The organism is Actinocorallia aurantiaca, from assembly GCF_039533685.1.
Lineage (GTDB): Bacteria > Actinomycetota > Actinomycetes > Streptosporangiales > Streptosporangiaceae > Actinocorallia > Actinocorallia aurantiaca.
Window position 1 is genome coordinate 18,939 of the sequence record NZ_BAAATZ010000014.1, and the last position, 18,572, is coordinate 37,510.

An 18,572-nucleotide genomic window follows, 5' to 3' on the forward strand; every position below is an offset into this window, starting at 1 on the left:
GCGCTGCTGCCGGAGCTGCCGTCCTACCCGTTCCAGCACCGGCACTACTGGCTGACCGGCGCGGCGCGGGAGCTCGGCGGGTCCGGGCTGACCCCGGTCGACCACCCGTTCCTGACCGCGGCGGTGGCGCTGGCCGACGGCACGACCGTCCTCACCGGCACCGTGTCGGTAGAGGCGCTGCCGTGGCTGGCCGACCACCGCGTCGGCGGCTCGGTGCTGCTGCCGGGCACCGCGTTCGTCGAGCTGGCGTCGCGGGCGGCCGACCTCGCGGGCCTGGCCTCGATCGCCGACCTGACCCTGCACGCCCCGCTCGTGCTGGAGCCGCGCCGTCCGCTGACCGTCCAGGTGACGGTGCGGGACGACGGCGACGGCGCCGACCTGGAGATCCACTCCCGGCCCGGCGACGACGGCCCGTGGGTCCGCCACGCGTCGGGCCGGCTGTCGGCCGAGCCCGTCGCGGGCGCGGCGGGGCCGGCCGAGTGGCCGCCCGCCGGGACGACCCCGCTCGACCCGGGCGCCCTCTACGGCGAGCTGGCCGACCGGGGCCTGGAGTACGGCCCGCTGTTCCGGGGCGTGCGCCGCGCCTGGCGCAACGGCTCGGGCGTCTACGCCGAGGTAGCCCTTCCCGAAGACGCCTCCGCCGAGGGTTTCGTCCTGCATCCGGCGCTTCTCGACGCGGCCCTGCACACCATCGGCTTCAGCGACGGCGCCCGGGCGGGCCTGCCCTTCTCCTGGACGTCCGTCGGCGTGCACGCCACCGGAGCGACCCGGCTGCGGGTCGGGATCACGGTGGACGACGACGGCTCGGTCGCCGTCGCCGCGACCGACCCGGCGGGCGCGCCCGTCGCCACCATCGGCCGCCTCGGCCTCCGCCCGCCCGGCCCGGTCTCCGAGCCGCTCCCCGACGGCCTCCACACCTTCGGCTGGCGCGACCTCCCCGAGCCCGCGGCCCTTCCCTCCGCCCCTCGGCCGCTGCCGGAACCCGGCTCCGCCGAGGGGGACGTGTGGGTGGTGCCGGAAGGGCCGGAGGTGGAGGAGGTGCTGGCCGCCGCGCTGGCGGTGGTGCGGGAGCGACTGCGGGGGGAGGACGGGCCGCTGGCCGTGGTGACGCGGGGGGCGGTGTCCGTCGCGGAGGGCGAGGGGGTCGCCGATCTCGGGGCGGCCGCGGTGCGGGGTCTGGTGCGGTCGGCGCAGGCCGAGCATCCGGGCCGGTTCGTGCTGGTGGACGTCCTGGACGGGGACGCCGGCGCGGTGGCGCGGGCGGTGGCGTCCGGGGAGCCGGAAGTGGCCGTCCGGGACGGGCGGCTGCTGGGGGCGCGGCTGCTGCGGCCGGACGGCGATGGGCGCCTGACGCTGCCGCCGGGGGCGTGGCGTCTGGTCTCGGGCGGCGCCGGGACCCTCGAGGAGGTGGCGGCGGTGCCGACGGAGCCGGAGCCGCTGGGAGCGCACGAGGTCCGGGTGGAGGTGCGGGCCGCCGGGATCAACTTCCGGGACGTGCTGGTCGCGCTCGGCATGTACCCGGAGGCGGCACCGCTGGGCGGTGAGGCCGCCGGGGTGGTCGTCGAGACCGGCGCGGAGGTCGCGGACCTGCGCCCGGGCGACCGCGTGACCGGGTTGTTCTCGGGCGCGTTCGGCTCCACGGCGGTGACCGACCACCGGATGCTGGCGCCGCTGCCGGCCGGTTGGTCGTGGACGGACGCCGCCGGAGTGCCCGCGGTGTTCGCCACCGCCTGGTATGCCCTCCACGACCTCGCCTCACTCCAACCCGGCGAGACCATCCTCATCCACTCGGCCGCCGGCGGCGTCGGCATGGCCGCACTGCAAATCGCCCGCCACCTCGGAGCCCGAATCCTCGCCACCGCGCACCCGACCAAATGGCACGTGCTACGCGGGCTGGGGCTGGCCGACGAGCAGATCGCGTCGTCGCGCGACCTGGAGTTCGCCGAACGGTTCGCTCCCGTGGACGTCGTCCTCAACTCCCTCGCCGGGGAATTCACCGACGCCTCCCTTGCCTTGCTCAAACCAGGCGGCCGGTTCATCGAAATGGGCAAGACCGACCGGCGCGACCCCGCGACGCTGCCGGACGGCGTCGTCTACCGGCCGTTCGACCTGGCCGAGGCCGGACCGGAACGGAACAGGCAGATCCTCACCGAGCTGATGGAACTGCTCACCGCGGGAAGCCTGCGACCGCTGCCGACCCGGGTATGGGACGTGCGCCGTGCCCCCGAGGCGTTCCGGTTCATCTCCCAGGCCCGCCACACCGGCAAGAACGTCCTCCTCCTCCCCCGAACCCTCAACCCCGACAGCACCGTCCTCATCACCGGAGGAACCGGAACCCTCGGACGCCTCATCGCCAAACACCTCGCCACCACACAGCAGGCCCGCCACCTCATCCTCACCAGCCGCACCGGACCCCACCACCCCGACGCCCACACCCTCCGCACCGAACTCGAAGCAACAGGCGCCCAAGTGACGATCGCCGCCTGCGACGCCGCCGACCGCACCGCCCTCACCGACCTGCTCTCCCGACACCGACTAAGCGGCGTCATCCACGCGGCGGGCATCCTCGACGACGCCACCGTCGACAACCTCACGCCCGAACGGCTCCACGCGGTCCTCGCCCCCAAGGCCACCGCCGCCTGGAACCTGCACGACCTCACCCGCGACCACGACCTCGACGCCTTCATCCTCTTCTCCTCAGCCGCCGGCGTCATGGGCTCTCCCGGACAGGCCAACTACGCCGCCGCCAACACCTACCTCGACGCACTCGCCCAACACCGCCGCGCCCACGGCCTGCCCGCCGTATCCCTCGCCTGGGGCCTATGGGAACAGCGCAGCGGCATGACCGGTCATCTGGACGGCGTCGAGGTTCAGCGCATCACCCGCGGCGGCATCCGCCTGATCACCGCCGAGCGGGGCCTGGCGCTGTTCGACGCGGCGCTCCGCCTCGACCTGCCGCTCCAGGTTCCCGCCGGTCTCGACACCACCGAGCGGGAGGACGTCCCGCACCTGCTGCGGGCGCTGGTGCGCACCACCCGCCGGGCCGCCGCGGCAGGGGAGGCGGCGCCCGCGGCCGTCCCGGCGGCGGATCTCGCGGCGCTCCCGCCGGCCCTGCGCGGCCGCCGGCTCGTGGAGCTGGTCCGCGGCCACACCGCGGCCGTGCTCGGGCACGCCGATCCGGCGGAGGTCGCCGTCCAGACCACGTTCAAGGAGCAGGGGTTCGACTCGCTGACCGCCGTCGAACTGCGCAACCGCCTCAACAAGGCGACCGGGCTGCGGCTGCCCGCCACCTCGGCGTTCGACTTCCCGACCCCGGCGCTGCTGGCCGAGCACCTGCTCGCCGAACTCGCCCCCGCCGAGCCGGACGCCCCGGACGTCCCGGAGGTCCCCGCGGATCCGGAGGAGGCGGAGTTCCGGCGGCTGCTCGCCGGGATCCCGCTCCGCCTGTTCCGGGAGCACGGCCTCGTCGAGGCGATCTCCCGGCTCGCGGACCCCGGTGCCGACCCGGCGCCGACCGACGCCGACCCGATCGACGCACTGGACGCGGCCGCCCTCGTGCGCCGTGCCCTCGGCTCCGCCGACCTGGAGGAACTCCCCCAATGACGATCAGCAATGACGAGCTCATCGGCGCGCTGCGGGCGTCGCTGAAGGAGAACGAGCGGCTCCAGCGGCAGAACCAGGCGCTGGCCGCGGTCGGGTCCGAGCCGATCGCGCTCGTCGGGATGAGCTGCCGTTTCCCCGGCGGCGCGAGCTCTCCCGAGCTGCTGTGGCGGCTCGTCGCCGAAGGCCGCGACGCCGTCACCCCGTTCCCGGCCGACCGCGGCTGGGACCTGGGATCGCTGTTCGACGCCGATCCGGAACGACCGCGCCGCTCCTACGTCCGCGAGGGCGGTTTCCTCGACGACGCCGCCGGGTTCGACGCCGCCTTCTTCGGCATCTCACCTCGCGAGGCGCTCGCCATGGACCCCCAGCAGCGGCTCCTCCTGGAGACCTCCTGGGAGGTGTTCGAGCACGCCGGCATCGACCCGGCGGGCCTGCGCGGCTCGAACGTCGGCGTGTTCGCCGGGCTGAGCGGCCACGACTACGCGCCCGCCATGGCCGCCGTGCCCGAGAGCGCCGAGGGCCATCTCATCACCGGGAACGCGGCCAGTGTCGTGTCGGGACGGGTCGCGTTCACGTTCGGGTTCGAGGGCCCGGCCGTCACCGTCGACACGGCGTGCTCGTCGTCCCTGGTCGCGATCCACCTGGCGGCGCAGGCGCTGCGCCGCGGCGAGTGCTCGCTCGCGCTGGCGGGCGGGGTGATGGTGATGTCCAGCCCCGCCCTGTTCCTGGAGTTCAGCCGGCAGCGGGGTCTGGCCGCCGACGGCCGGTGCAAGGCGTTCGCGGCGTCCGCCGACGGCATGGGCGCCGGCGAGGGCGCCGGGGTGCTGCTGCTGGAGCGGCTGTCGGAAGCCGAGCGCAACGGCCACCGCGTCCTCGCCGTCATCAAGGGGTCGGCGGTCAACCAGGACGGCGCGTCCAACGGACTGACCGCGCCCAACGGCCCGTCGCAGCAGCGGGTGATCCGGCAGGCGCTGGCCAACGCCGGGCTCGGCCCGTCCGACGTCGACGCCGTCGAGGCGCACGGCACCGGCACCCGCCTCGGCGACCCGATCGAGGCGCAGGCGCTGATCGCCACCTACGGGCGCGACCGGAAGACGCCGCTGTGGCTCGGGTCGGTGAAGTCCAACATCGGCCACTCGCAGGCGGCGGCCGGCGTCGCGGGCGTCATCAAGATGGTCGAGGCGCTGCGGCGCGGGGTGCTGCCCCGCACGCTGCACGCCGACGAGCCGACCCCCGAGGTGGACTGGTCGGCCGGAACGGTCCGGCTGCTCACCGAGGAGCGGCCGTGGACGCCGGACGGGCGGCTGCGCCGGGCCGGGGTGTCGTCGTTCGGGATGAGCGGCACCAACGCCCACCTGATCCTGGAGGAGTACCCGCAGCCCGAGCCCGAGCCCGTCGCCGAGGCGGACGGGCCGCTGGTGTGGCTGGTGTCGGCGGCGACCCCGGCGGCGCTGCGGGAGCGGGCGGCGGGGCTGTACGCCCATCTGGAGGCGCGGCCGGAGATCCCGGCGGCGGTGGTGGCGCGGCATCTGGCCGAGGCCAGGGCGCAGCTCGCCGAGCGGGCCGCCGTCGTGGGCGCGGACCGGGAGGCGCTGCTGGCGGGGCTGGCCGCGCTGGCGGCGGGAGAGAGCGCGCCGTCGGTGCTGACGGGCCGGGCCGCGGCGGACGCCCGCCCGGTGTTCGTGTTCCCGGGGCAGGGGTCGCAGTGGGCCGGAATGGCGACGTCCCTGTACGCCGCCGACCCGGTGTTCCGCGAGGCGCTCGACGCCTGCCGCGATGCCCTCGCACCATACGTCGACTGGAACCTGCACGAAGCGCTCGCCGACCCCGAGGCGCTCACCCGAACCGAGGTCGTCCAACCCGCACTGTGGGCCGTCATGACGAGCCTCGCCCGGGCCTGGCAGGCGGCCGGAGTCGAGCCCGCAGCCGTCATCGGGCACTCGCAGGGCGAGATCGCCGCCGCCGTCGTCTCCGGAGCGTTGTCGCTGGAGGACGGAGCACGGGTCTCGGCGCTACGCAGCCAGACGATCCACCAGATCACCGGGCTCGGCGGCATGGCGTCGGTCGGGCTTTCACCAGAGGAGACCGAGGAGCATCTGCGGGAAGCGGACGGCGCCCTGACCGTCGCCGCGCACAACGGTCCCCACAGCACCGTCGTGTCCGGCGACACCGAAGCACTCCGCGAACTGATCACCCGGCTCACCGCGCTGGGGCACCACGCCCGGGCCGTCAACGTCGACTACGCCAGCCACGGGCCGCACGTCGAGCGGCTGCGCGAGACCATCCTCGACGATCTCGCCGGGGTCGTGCCGCTGGTCCCGGAGACCACGTTCTACTCCACGGTGCGGGGCGGCTACCTGGACGACGCCGCGACCGGCGCCGGCTACTGGTACGAGAACCTGCGGCGGCCGGTGCTGCTGCGGCAGGCCGTCGAGACGCTGCACGGCGACGGACACGACACGTTCATCGAGGTCAGCCCGCACCCGGTGCTGCTGGGCGCGCTCCAGGACACCGCCCCGGACGCGACCGTCGTCCCGTCCCTGCGCCGCGACGAGGGCACCGCCGAACGGTTCCTGCGCTCGCTCGCCGAGGCGCACGTGCACGGGGTCGCGGTCGACTGGCGGCGGGTCCTGCCGCAGGCGCCCGCCGTCCTGGACGGCGCACCCGGCTACCCGTTCCAGCGGGAGCGGTTCTGGCTCGCGACCGCGACCGGCACGGGCGACGTCAGCCAGGCCGGGCTGGAGCCGGTCGAGCACCGGTTCCTGCGCGCCGCGGTGGCGCTGGCGGGCGGCTCGGGCACCCTGCTGACCGGGCTGCTGTCGCTCGACACCCACCCCTGGCTCGCCGACCACGCCGTCGGCGGCACCGTGCTGCTGCCGGGGACCGCGTTCGTCGAGCTCGCCGGACGCGCCGCCGACCAGGCCGGCTTCGACACGATCGACGAGCTGACCCTGCACGCCCCGCTGGTCCTGGCCGCGGGCCGCTCCCTCCAGGTGCAGATCTCCACCGAGACCGCCACGGACGGCCGCAGCGCCGCGTTCACCATCCACGCCCGCCCGCAGGAGGACGGCGAGGACGCCCCGTGGGTCCGGCACGCCGCCGGCACCCTCGTCAACGACGGCTCCGCACCCGGCTTCGACTTCTCCGTCTGGCCGCCGCGCGACGTCACCCCGCTGCCCACCGACACCCTCTACCGCGCCCTGGACGAACGCGGCCTCAGCTACGGCCCGTCCTTCCAGGGGCTGGAGCGCGCCTGGCGCAACGGCACAGCGGTCTACGCCGAGGTCGGCCTGCCCGCCGGCGCCGAGACCTCGGGCTTCACCCTGCACCCGGCCCTGCTGGACGCGGCCCTGCACGTCAACGCCGCCGACCTGCCCGCCGACGGCCCCGGCGTCCCGTTGCCCTTCCTGTGGTCGGGCGTGCGCCTGCACGCCTCCGGCGCCGACCGGCTGCGCGTCCGCGTCGCCCCGCTGGAAGGCCGCGACGGCGTCTCCCTGGAGGCCGCCGACGGCACCGGCGCCCCGGTCGCCTCGGTCCGCGCCCTGGTCTCCCGTCCGGTCTCCGGCGTTCCGGCCCGGCCCGCGCCGGCCCCGGTCCACCACCTGCGCTGGATCCCGGCGGCTCCCGGCGAGCCGCCCGCCTGGGTCCAGGTGGACGCCCTGGACGCCGTCCCCTCCCGGGTCCCCGACCTCGTCGTCACCGAGCGCGCGTCCCCGGAGGCGGCTCTCGCCCTGGTCCGGACCTGGCTGGCCGACCCCCGCTTCGCCTCCTCCCGTCTCGCCTTCCTGACCCGCGGCGCGGTCGCGGTCACCCCCGGCGACGACGTCACCGACCTCGACGCCGCCGCCGTCCGCGGTCTCGTCCGTTCCGCCCAGGCCGAACACCCCGACCGCTTCCTCCTCATCGACCTGACCCCGCCCACCGCGACGACACCCGCGGCCGGCCGGGATCTCACCGCCGCCGCGGCCGATCCCCGACATGCCGGGACACCGGCTCGCCGGGACCTGGAACTCGCGGTCACGGCTGCGGGCGGAGAGCCGGAGGTGGTGGTGCGCGGAGATGCGGCGCTGGTGCCGCGGCTGGTGCGGATCGGCGGTGACGGCGCGCTGGTGGCCCCGGACGGCGCCTGGCTGCTAGCCGCCGATCAGGGCGGCTCGCTGGACGGACTGGCCCTGGAGTCCGACCCCGAGGCGTCCCGGCCGCTCGCCCCGGGCGAGGTGCGGGTCGCGGTACGCGCCGCCGGGATCAACTTCCGGGACGTGCTGCTCGCGCTGAAGCTCTACCCGGGCGACGCCCCGCTCGGAGGCGAGGCGGCCGGGGTGGTCGCCGAGGGCGGCGCGGACGTCTCCGATCTGCGGCCGGGCGACCGGGTGGCGGGTCTGTTCACCGGGGCGTTCCGGTCGGTCGCGGTCACCGACCGGCGGATGCTGGTGAGGGTGCCGGACGGCTGGGACTGGGCGACCGCCGCCGGAGTGCCCGCCGTGTTCGCCACCGCCTGGTACGCCCTCCACGACCTCGCCTCACTCCAACCCGGCGAAACCATCCTCATCCACTCGGCCGCCGGCGGCGTCGGCATGGCCGCACTGCAAATCGCCCGCCACCTCGGAGCCCGAATCCTCGCCACCGCACACCCCTCCAAATGGGACGTGCTACGCGGACTCGGCCTCACCGACGAACAGATCGCCTCCTCCCGCGACCTGGAATTCGCCGAACGGTTCGCTCCCGTGGACGTCGTCCTCAACTCCCTCGCCGGGGAATTCACCGACGCCTCCCTCGCCCTGCTCAAACCAGGCGGCCGGTTCGTCGAAATGGGCAAGACCGATCTTCGCGACCCCGGCTCGCTGCGCGACGACATCACCTACCGGCCGTTCGACCTCGGTGAGGCCGGACCGGACCGGATCGGGGAACTGCTCGGCGGGTTGCTGGAGCTGTTCGCGGCCGAAAGCCTGACGCCCGCGCCGACCCGCACCTGGGACGTGCGACGTGCCCCCGAAGCCTTCCGGTTCATCTCCCAAGCCCGCCACACCGGCAAGAACGTCCTCCTCTTCCCCCGAACCCTCAACCCCGACAGCACCGTCCTCATCACGGGCGGAACCGGAACCCTCGGACGGCTCGTCGCCAAACACCTCGCCACCACGCAGCAGGCCCGCCATCTCATCCTCACCAGCCGCACCGGACCCGACCACTCCGGTGCCGACGCCCTCCGCACCGAGCTGGAAGAAGCAGGCGCGGAAGTGACGATCACGGCTTGCGACGCCGCCGACCGCACCGCCCTCACCGACCTGCTCTCCCGACACCGACTAAGCGGCGTCATCCACGCGGCAGGCGTCCTGGACGACGCCACCGTCGACAACCTCACCCCCGAACGCCTCCACGCGGTCCTCGCCCCCAAAGCCACCGCCGCCTGGAACCTCCACGACCTCACCCGCGACCACGACCTCGACGCCTTCATCCTCTTCTCCTCAGCCGCCGGCGTCATGGGCTCTCCCGGACAGGCCAACTACGCCGCCGCCAACACCTACCTCGACGCACTCGCCCAACACCGCCGCGCCCACGGCCTGCCCGCCGTATCCCTCGCCTGGGGCCTGTGGGAGGAACGCAGCGGCATGACCGCGGGCGTCGACGGAGAGCGGCTCGGCCGGGGCGGGGTGCGGGCGCTCGGCAGCGCGGCGGCGTTGCGGGCGCTCGACGAGGCCGTCCGCTATGACGAACCCGTCCAGATCCCCATCGACCTGGCATCTCCGGCTGCCCCGGTGCCGGCGCTGCTGCGGCTGCAGGCGCGGCCCGCCCGCCGCACCGCCGCCGTCGCCGCCGCGCCCGACGGCGACCTCGCCGGGGAACTCGGCGCGCTGCCTGCCGAGGAGCGGCTCGACCGGCTGGTGGAGCTCGTCCGGGGCCGGGCCGCCGAGGTCCTGGGGCACGGCGGCGTCGACGCGGTCGGCCCGCGCGTCCCGTTCAAGGAGCAGGGCTTCGACTCGCTGACCTCGGTCGAGCTGCGCAACCGGCTCAACACCGCGACCGGGCTGCGGCTGCCCGCGACCCTCGCGTTCGACCACCCGACGCCCGTCGCGCTCGCCCGGCACCTCCTCGCTGGGCTGCTGCCGGACGGCGCCGCGCCCGTCCGGGCCGCCGCCATCCGCGCGCCCGCCGACGAGCCGATCGCGATCGTCGGCATGGCCTGCCACTACCCCGGCGGCGCCGACTCGCCCGAGGACCTGTGGCGGCTGCTGGCCGCGCACGGCGACGCGGTCGTCCCGTTCCCCGACGACCGGGGCTGGGACCTCGCCGACCTGTACGACCCCGACCCGGAGCGGTCCGGGAAGAGCTACGTCCGGACGGGCGGGTTCCTGCGCCGCGCGACCGGCTTCGACCCGGTGTTCTTCGGCATCTCGCCGCGCGAGGCCCTCGCGATGGACCCCCAGCAGCGGCTTCTGCTGGAGACCGCCTGGGAGGCGCTGGAGAGCGCCGGGCTCGACCCGGCCGCCCTGCACGGCAGCGACACCGGCGTGTTCGCCGGGCTCAGCGGCCACGACTACGCCGGGTTCACGATGGAGCCGCCGAAGAACGTCGAGGGACACCTCGTCACCGGGAACGCGGCGAGTGTGCTGTCGGGCCGGATCTCCTACACCTTCGGGTTCGAGGGCCCGGCCGTCACCATCGACACCGCCTGCTCCTCCTCGCTGGTCGCCATCCACCTCGCCTCGCAGGCTCTGCGCCGCGGCGAGTGCTCGCTCGCCCTGGCCAGCGGGGTGGCGGTCATGTCGACGCCGGCGTTCTTCCTGGAGTTCAGCAGGCAGCGGGGACTGGCCGCCGACGGCCGGTCCAAGGCGTTCGCGGCGTCCGCCGACGGCATGGGCGCCAGCGAGGGCGCGGGTGTCCTCCTCCTCGAGCGGCTGTCGGACGCCCGCCGCAACGGCCACCGCGTCCTCGCGGTCGTCAAGGGCTCGGCGGTCAACCAGGACGGCGCGTCCAACGGGCTCACCGCGCCCAACGGGCCGTCCCAGCAGCGGGTGATCCGGCAGGCGCTGGCCAACGCCGGGCTCGGCCCGTCCGACGTCGACGCCGTCGAGGCGCACGGCACCGGAACCCGCCTCGGCGACCCGATCGAGGCGCAGGCGCTGATCGCCACCTACGGGCAGGACCGCGAGACACCGCTGTGGCTCGGATCGGTGAAATCCAACATCGGGCACACCCAGGCCGCCGCGGGCGTCGCGGGGATCATCAAGATGATCCTCGCGCTGCGGCACCGCCTGCTGCCCAAGACCCTGCACGTGGACGAACCGACCCCCGAGGTCGACTGGGACGCCGGAGCCGTCGCCCTCCTCACCGAGGACCGGCCCTGGGAGCCCGGGGAGCGGCCGCGCCGCGCCGGGATCTCCTCCTTCGGCATCAGCGGCACCAACGCCCACGTGATCATCGAGGAGCCGCCCGCTGCGGAGCCCGCCGACCCCGGCGCGGACGGCCCGGTGGTGTGGCGGTTGTCAGCGAAGAACCCGGCGGCGCTGCGCGAGCGGGCCGGACGGCTGGCCGAGGCGGTCACCGGCGGCGTCCGGCCGGGACAGATCGCCGCGGCGCTGGCGCTCGCGCCGGAGTTCCCCGTCCGTGCAGCGGTGACCGGCACCGCGACGGACACGCTGACGGCAGGGCTCGCGGCGCTCTCCCGGGGCGAGTCCACCCCGCACACGGTGACGGGCGAGGCGTACGCGGATCGTCCGGTGGTGTTCGTGTTCCCGGGGCAGGGGTCGCAGTGGGCCGGAATGGCGACGTCCTTGTACGCCGCCGACCCGGTGTTCCGCGAGGCGCTCGACGCCTGCCGCGATGCCCTCGCACCATACGTCGACTGGGACCTACACGAAGCGCTCGCCGATCCCGAGGCGCTCACCCGAACCGAGGTCGTCCAGCCCGCACTGTGGGCCGTCATGACGAGCCTCGCCCGAGTGTGGCAGGCGCACGGGGTACGTCCGGCAGCCGTGGTCGGGCACTCGCAGGGCGAGATCGCCGCCGCCGTCGTCTCTGGAGCGTTGTCGCTGGAGGACGGAGCACGGGTCTCAGCACTACGCAGCCAGACGATCCACCAGATCACCGGACTCGGCGGCATGGCATCAATCGGACTCTCATCCGAAGAGACCGAGGAACACCTGCGGGAGACGGACGGCGCCCTGACCATAGCCGCACACAACGGACCGCACAGCACCGTCGTCTCCGGCGACACTGAAGCACTCCGCGAACTGATCGACCGACTCACCGCACTCGGCCACCACGCCCGGGCCGTCAACGTCGACTACGCCAGCCACGGCCCCCACGTCGAACGACTACGCGAGACCATCCTCGACGATCTCGCACCGATCAGCCCCGGCATCCCGGAGATCCCGTTCTACTCCACCGTGCACGGCCGCTTCGCCGAGGCCGGGGAACTGGACGCCGGCTACTGGTTCACCAACCTGCGGCGGCCAGTGCTGCTGCGGCAGGCCGTCGAGGCGCTGTACGAGGCGGGCAACACCGCTTTCATCGAGGTCAGCCCGCACCCGGTCCTGCTGGGCGCGCTCCAGGACACCGCCCCGGACGCGGCCGTCGTCCCGTCACTGCGCCGCGACGAGGGCACCGCCGAACGGTTCCTGCGTTCGCTCGCCGAGGCCCATGTGCACGGCGTCCGGGTGGCGTGGCCGGCGCGCCGTCCGCCGGCGGCGGTGCCCGAGCTTCCCACCTACCCCTTCCAGCACGAGCGTTTCTGGCTGAGCCCCGCCGGACCCGGCGCGGCCGGGCTGGGCAAGGCCGGCCTGCGGGCCGTCGAGCACCCGATCCTCGCGGCGGCCGTGCCGCTGCCTGACGGCGCCGTCCTCACCGGGCGCCTGTCGCTCGAGGACCACCCCTGGCTCGCCGACCACACCGTCGGCGGCCGGGTCCTGCTGCCGGGCGCGGTCTTCGCCGACCTCGTCTCGCTGGCCGGCGACGAGACCGGCTTCGCCGGGATCGAGGAGCTCACCCTCAGCGAGCCGCTGGTGCTGACGCCCGGCGCGCCGGTACGGCTTCAGGTCACCTGCCGGTCAGGCGCCTTCACCGTGCACTCGCGCCCCCAGGGCGACGACGACGCCTCCTGGACCGAGCACGCCGCGGGCACGTTCACCGACGCCCCGCCGCCGGACGACCGGCTGGAGGCGTGGCCGCCGCGGAACGCCCGGGCCGTCCCCGCCGAGGAGTTCTACGCCGCGTTCGAGGGCCGCGGCCTGCGCTACGGTCCCGTGTTCCAGGGGGTCGTCCGCGCCTGGCGCTCGGCCGACGCCGGGTACGCCGAGGTCGACCTGCCCGCCGACCCGGACGGCTTCACCCTGCACCCGGCCCTCCTCGACGCCGTCGTGCAGACCGTCGGCGTCGTCCCCGGCCTGCCGGCCGGCTCGGGCCCGCTGCTCCCGTTCAGCTTCACCGGCCTCCGGCTCCACACCCGCGCCGCCACCCGCCTCCGCGTCCGTGCCGAGGCCGTCCCCGGCGGCGTCCGCCTGACCGCCTTCGACGCCGACGGCGCCCCCGCCGTCACCATCGCCGCCCTCTCCCTTCGCCCCGTCCCCACCGAGACCACCGCCGTCCCTCCCTCCTCCCACACCGTGGAATGGCGTGACATCCCTCAGCCGCCGCCCTCCCCCGCCCCCGTCACCTTTCTCGGGCCGCACCTCCGGTCGCTCGCCTCCGTGGCCTCCGCCGCCGGGGCTCCGGGCGGGGCGGGATCGCCGGACGAGGGCGGGGACGTGGCCGTCGTGCTGCCGGGGGCGGATGCCCGCGCGGCGGCGGAAGCAGCGTTGCGGCTGGTGCGGGAGTGGCTGGCCCGGGAAGAGGGGCGGCTCGTCGTGGTGACACGGGGAGCGGTGGCCACCGTCGCGGGCGAGGAGGTGCCCGAGGCCGGGCTCGCCGCCGCGTGGGGGCTGGTGCGGTCGGCGCAGGCCGAACATCCCGGACGGTTCGTGCTGCTCGACGCCGACTCGGCGGACGCGGATCTGCCTTGGGCGGTCACGGCCGCGCTCGGCTCGGGGGAGCCGCAGGTCGCGGTGCGCGGCGACGTCGTGCGGGTGCCCCGGCTCGTCCGGACCGGCACCGAGCGGGACGGCGGGCTGCGCCTGCCCGGCCGCGGTCCATGGACGCTGGCCGCCGACGCCGGCGGCTCCCTCGACGGGCTGGCCCTGGAGCCCGACGCCGAGGCGTCCCGCCCGCTCGCCCCTGGCGAGGTGCGGGTCGCGGTACGCGCCGCCGGGATCAACTTCCGGGACGTGCTGCTCGCGCTGAAGCTCTACCCGGGCGACGCCCCGTTGGGCGGTGAGGCCGCCGGGGTGGTCGTCGAGACCGGCGCGGAGGTCGCGGACCTGCGCCCGGGCGACCGGGTGACCGGCCTGTTCACCGGGGCGTTCCGGTCGGTCGCGGTCACCGACGCGCGGTCTCTCGTGCGGATCCCGGACGGTTGGGACTGGGCGACCGCCGCCGGAGTACCCGCCGTGTTCGCCACCGCCTGGTACGCCCTCCACGACCTCGCCTCACTCCAACCAGGCGAAACCGTCCTCATCCACTCGGCCGCCGGCGGCGTCGGCATGGCCGCACTGCAGATCGCCCGCCACCTCGGAGCCCGAATCCTCGCCACCGCACACCCCGCCAAATGGGACGTGCTACGCGGACTCGGCCTCACCGACGAACAGATCGCCTCCTCCCGCGACCTGGAGTTCGCCGAACGGTTCGGACCCGTGGACGTCGTCCTCAACTCCTTGGCGGGTGAACTCACCGACGCCTCCCTCGCCCTGCTCAAACCAGGCGGGCGGTTCGTCGAAATGGGCAAGACCGACCGGCGGGACCCCGGCTCGCTACGCGACGACATCACCTACCGGCCGTTCGACCTGGCCGACGCCGGACCGGAGCGAAACAGAGAAATCCTCACCGAGCTGATGGAACTGCTCACGGCAGGGAGTCTGCGACCGCTGCCGACCCGCACCTGGGACGTGCGCCGCGCCCCCGAAGCGTTCCGGTTCATCTCCCAGGCCCGCCACACCGGCAAGAACGTCCTCCTTCTCCCCCGAATCCTCAACCCCGAGGGCACCGTCCTCATCACGGGCGGAACCGGAACCCTTGGACGCCTCGTCGCCCACCACCTCGCCACCACCGGCCAGGCCCGCCACCTCATCCTCACCAGCCGCACCGGACCCCACCACCCCGACGCCGACGCCCTCCGCACCGAACTGGAAGAAACAGGCGTGGAAGTGACGATCGCCGCCTGCGACGCCACCGACCGCACCGCCCTCACCGACCTGCTCTCCCGGCACCAGCTGAGCGGCGTCATCCACGCGGCAGGCGTCCTGGACGACGCCACCGTCGACAACCTCACCCCCGAACGGCTCCACACCGTCCTCGCCCCCAAGGCCACCGCCGCCTGGAACCTGCACGACCTCACCCGCGACCACGACCTCGACGCCTTCATCCTCTTCTCCTCAGCCGCCGGCGTGCTCGGCTCGGCCGGTCAAGGCGCCTACGCCGCCGCCAACAGCGCGCTCGACGCGCTCGCCCAGCACCGCCGCGCCCACGGCCTGCCCGCCGTCTCCCTCGCCTGGGGCCTGTGGGAGGAACGCAGCGGCATGACCGGGAACGTCGACGCCGACCGGATCGGCCGCGGAGGCATCACCGGGTTCTCCACCGAGGAGGGTCTGGCGCTGCTCGACGACGCCGCCCGCCACGACGCCGCCGTCCAGGTGCCGGTCCGGCTGCGGACCGCCGACGCCGCCGAGGTGCCGCCGCTGCTGCGCGCCCTCGTGCGGCCCGCCCGGCGTACCGCGGCGGCCGGAAACGGGGCAGGCGGCCTCGCCTCCGACCTCGCCGCCCTCCCCGGCGACCGGCGTGCCGACCACCTCGCCGGGATCGTGCGGGCGCAGGCCGCCGCCGTCCTCGGGCACGGCTCCGCGGACGCCGTCCCGGACCGGGCCACCTTCAAGGAGCAAGGCTTCGACTCGCTGACCGCCGTCGAGCTGCGCAACCGGCTCAACACCGCGACCGGGCTGCGGCTGCCCGCGACCCTCGCGTTCGACTACCCCACTCCGGCCGCGCTGGCGGGGAGGCTCCTGGAACTCCTGCTGCCGTCCGCGCCGGACGTCCCCGCGCCGGTCCGGACGGCGGCACCCGCCGACGAGCCGATCGCGATCGTCGCGATGGCCTGCCACCTGCCCGGCGGCACCCGCACCCCGGACGACCTGTGGCGGCTGCTGTCCGGGCACGACGACGCCACCACCGGGTTCCCCGCCGACCGAGGCTGGGACCTGGCCCGCCTCTACGACCCCGACCCGGCCCGCACCGGCACGTCCTACACCCGGCGCGGCGCGTTCCTCGCCGAGGTCGGCGCGTTCGACGCCGCGTTCTTCGGGATCTCCCCGCGCGAGGCCCTCGCGATGGACCCGCAGCAGCGCATCCTGTTGGAGACCGCGTGGGAGGCCCTGGAGAACACCGGCCTCGACCCGGCGGACCTGCGCGGCAGCGACACCGGCGTCTACATCGGCTCGACCGGGCAGGACTACACGCTGCTGCGCGAGTCGGCCGGGGCGTCGGTGGAAGGCCACCTGATGACCGGCAACGCCGGCAGCATCGTGTCGGGCAGGTTGTCGTACACCTTCGGGTTCGAGGGGCCGGCGCTCACCGTCGACACGGCGTGCTCGTCGTCGCTGGTGGCGATCCACCTGGCGGCGCAGGCGCTGCGGCGCGGCGAGTGCTCGCTGGCGCTGGCGGGCGGCGTCACGGTGATGTCGACGCCGGGGTTCTTCCTGGAGTTCAGCCGGCAGCGGGGACTGGCCGCCGACGGCCGGTCCAAGGCGTTCGCGGCGTCCGCCGACGGCATGGGCGCCGGTGAGGGCGCGGGCCTGGTGGTGCTGGAGCGGCTGTCGGACGCCCGCCGCAACGGCCGGCGCATCCTGGCGGTCGTCAAGGGCTCGGCGGTCAACCAGGACGGCGCGTCCAACGGGCTGACCGCGCCGAACGGTCCGTCGCAGCAGCGGGTGATCCGGGCGGCGCTCGCCGACGCGGGGGTGGCGCCGTCCGAGGTGGACGCCGTCGAGGCGCACGGCACCGGCACCCGCCTGGGCGACCCGATCGAGGCGCAGGCGCTGATCGCCGCCTACGGGCAGGACCGCGAGACACCGCTGTGGCTCGGATCGGTGAAGTCGAACATCGGGCACACCCAGGCCGCCGCGGGCGTCGCGGGCGTCATGAAGGTGGTGCTCGCGCTGCGGCACGGGCTGCTGCCCAAGACCCTGCACGTGGACGAGCCGACCCCCGAGGTCGACTGGGACGCCGGCGCCGTCGCCCTCCTCACCGAGGACCGGCCTTGGGAGCCGGGTGAACGACCGCGCCGCGCCGGGATCTCCTCTTTCGGCATCAGCGGCACCAACGCCCACCTCATCCTGGAGGAGGCACCGGAACCCGCCGCACCGCCCGCGGACGTACCCGGGGTGCCGGGTGTGCTGCTGCTGGCGTTGTCGGCGAAGACCGACGGGGCGCTGCGCGGCCAGGCCCGCCGGCTCCTCGACCGCCTCGACGCGGGGCTGGACGCCGGGACGGCGGCGGGCGCGCTCGCCGCCCGTCCGAGGTTCGCACGGCGTGCGGTCGTCGCGGGCGGCGACCCGGCGGAGGCGCTGCGGGCGCTCGCCGACGGCCGGACGGCCCCGAACCTGGTGACCGGGACGGCCGTGCCGGGCGGGCTCGCGTTCGCCTTCACCGGGCAGGGCTCGCAGCGGCAGGGCATGGGGTCGGGCCTCGCCGCCACGTTCCCGGTGTTCGCCGACGCCTACGCCGAAGCCTGCGCGGCGCTCGACCGTCATCTCGACCGCCCGCTGCGCGAGGTCATCGACCACCGCCCCGACCTGCTCGGCACCACCCTCTACACACAACCCGCCCTCTTCGCGCTGGAGACGGCGCTGTTCCGCCTCGTCACCTGGCTGGGCGTGACGCCGTCGCACCTCATCGGCCACTCCATCGGAGAGATCACCGCGGCGCACTGCGCGGGCGTACTCGACCTGGACGACGCCGCCCGGCTCGTCACCACCCGCGCACGGCTCATGGACTCCCTGCCCGAAGGCGGGGCCATGGCGGGCGTCGCCCTCCCCGAGGAGCGGGTGCTCCCGCTCCTCGGGGAGGGCGTGACGATCGCCGCCGCGAACGGGCCGGCGAGCACGGTCGTCGCCGGCGACGCCGAAGCGGTCGCCGCGCTGGTGGAGCGGGTGGGCGCCGACGGCGGGCGGGCGCGGCTCCTGCACGTCTCGCACGCCTTCCACTCCGCCCGCATGGACCCGATCCTCGATGCGTTCCGGGAGGCGGCCGCCGCGCTCACCTACCACGAACCGGATCTTCCGGTCGTCTCCAACACGACGGGGACGCTCGAGCCGTCCCGGCACACCGACCCCGCCTACTGGGCCGAGCACCTGCGGCAGCCCGTCCGCTACCACGACGGCGTGCGCGCGCTCCTCGGCCAGGGCACGGGCGTCCTGCTCGAGCTCGGCCCGGACGCCACCCTCACCACCCTCCACGACCAGGCCGCACCGAGCGGCGCCCACATCGCCGTCCTGACTCCCGGCCAGGACGAGACCGCCGCCTTCCTCCACGCCCTCGCCCGCCTGCACACCGCCGGCGTGCCGGTCGACCTGGCCAAGCTCACCGGCGTCCCCGGGCGGCCCGCCGACCTGCCCGGCTACGCCTTCGACCGCGGCGTCTACTGGCTCGGCGCCACCGGCCGCGGCCTCGCCCCCTCCACCGCCCTCGACCTCGCCGACGGCCAGGGCGCCGTCCTCACCACCGACCTCGACCCCGCCCGCCTGCCCTGGCCTCCCGGCAAGGCCCCTGCGGCCGCCTTCGTCGAACTCGCCCTCCAGGCGGCGGTCCACGCCGGCGTTCCCGTCGTCCGCGACCTCACCGTCCACGCCCCCCTCCCCTCCGTCACCGCCACCCTCCAGACCCGCGTCGGC

The 18,572-nt window shown here is 75.1% G+C and carries 2 protein-coding genes; both read left to right on the top strand.

Annotation, left to right across the window (positions count from 1 at the left end; genetic code table 11):
• Positions 1–3,603 (top strand): SDR family NAD(P)-dependent oxidoreductase (locus ABD327_RS19280; protein WP_344451887.1); only part of this gene is annotated, 3,603 nt, incomplete at its 5' end.
• Positions 3,600–18,572: SDR family NAD(P)-dependent oxidoreductase (locus ABD327_RS19285; RefSeq protein WP_344451888.1), on the top strand; the 14,973-nt coding region annotated here is incomplete at its 3' end. The genes ABD327_RS19280 and ABD327_RS19285, both read left to right, overlap by 4 nt.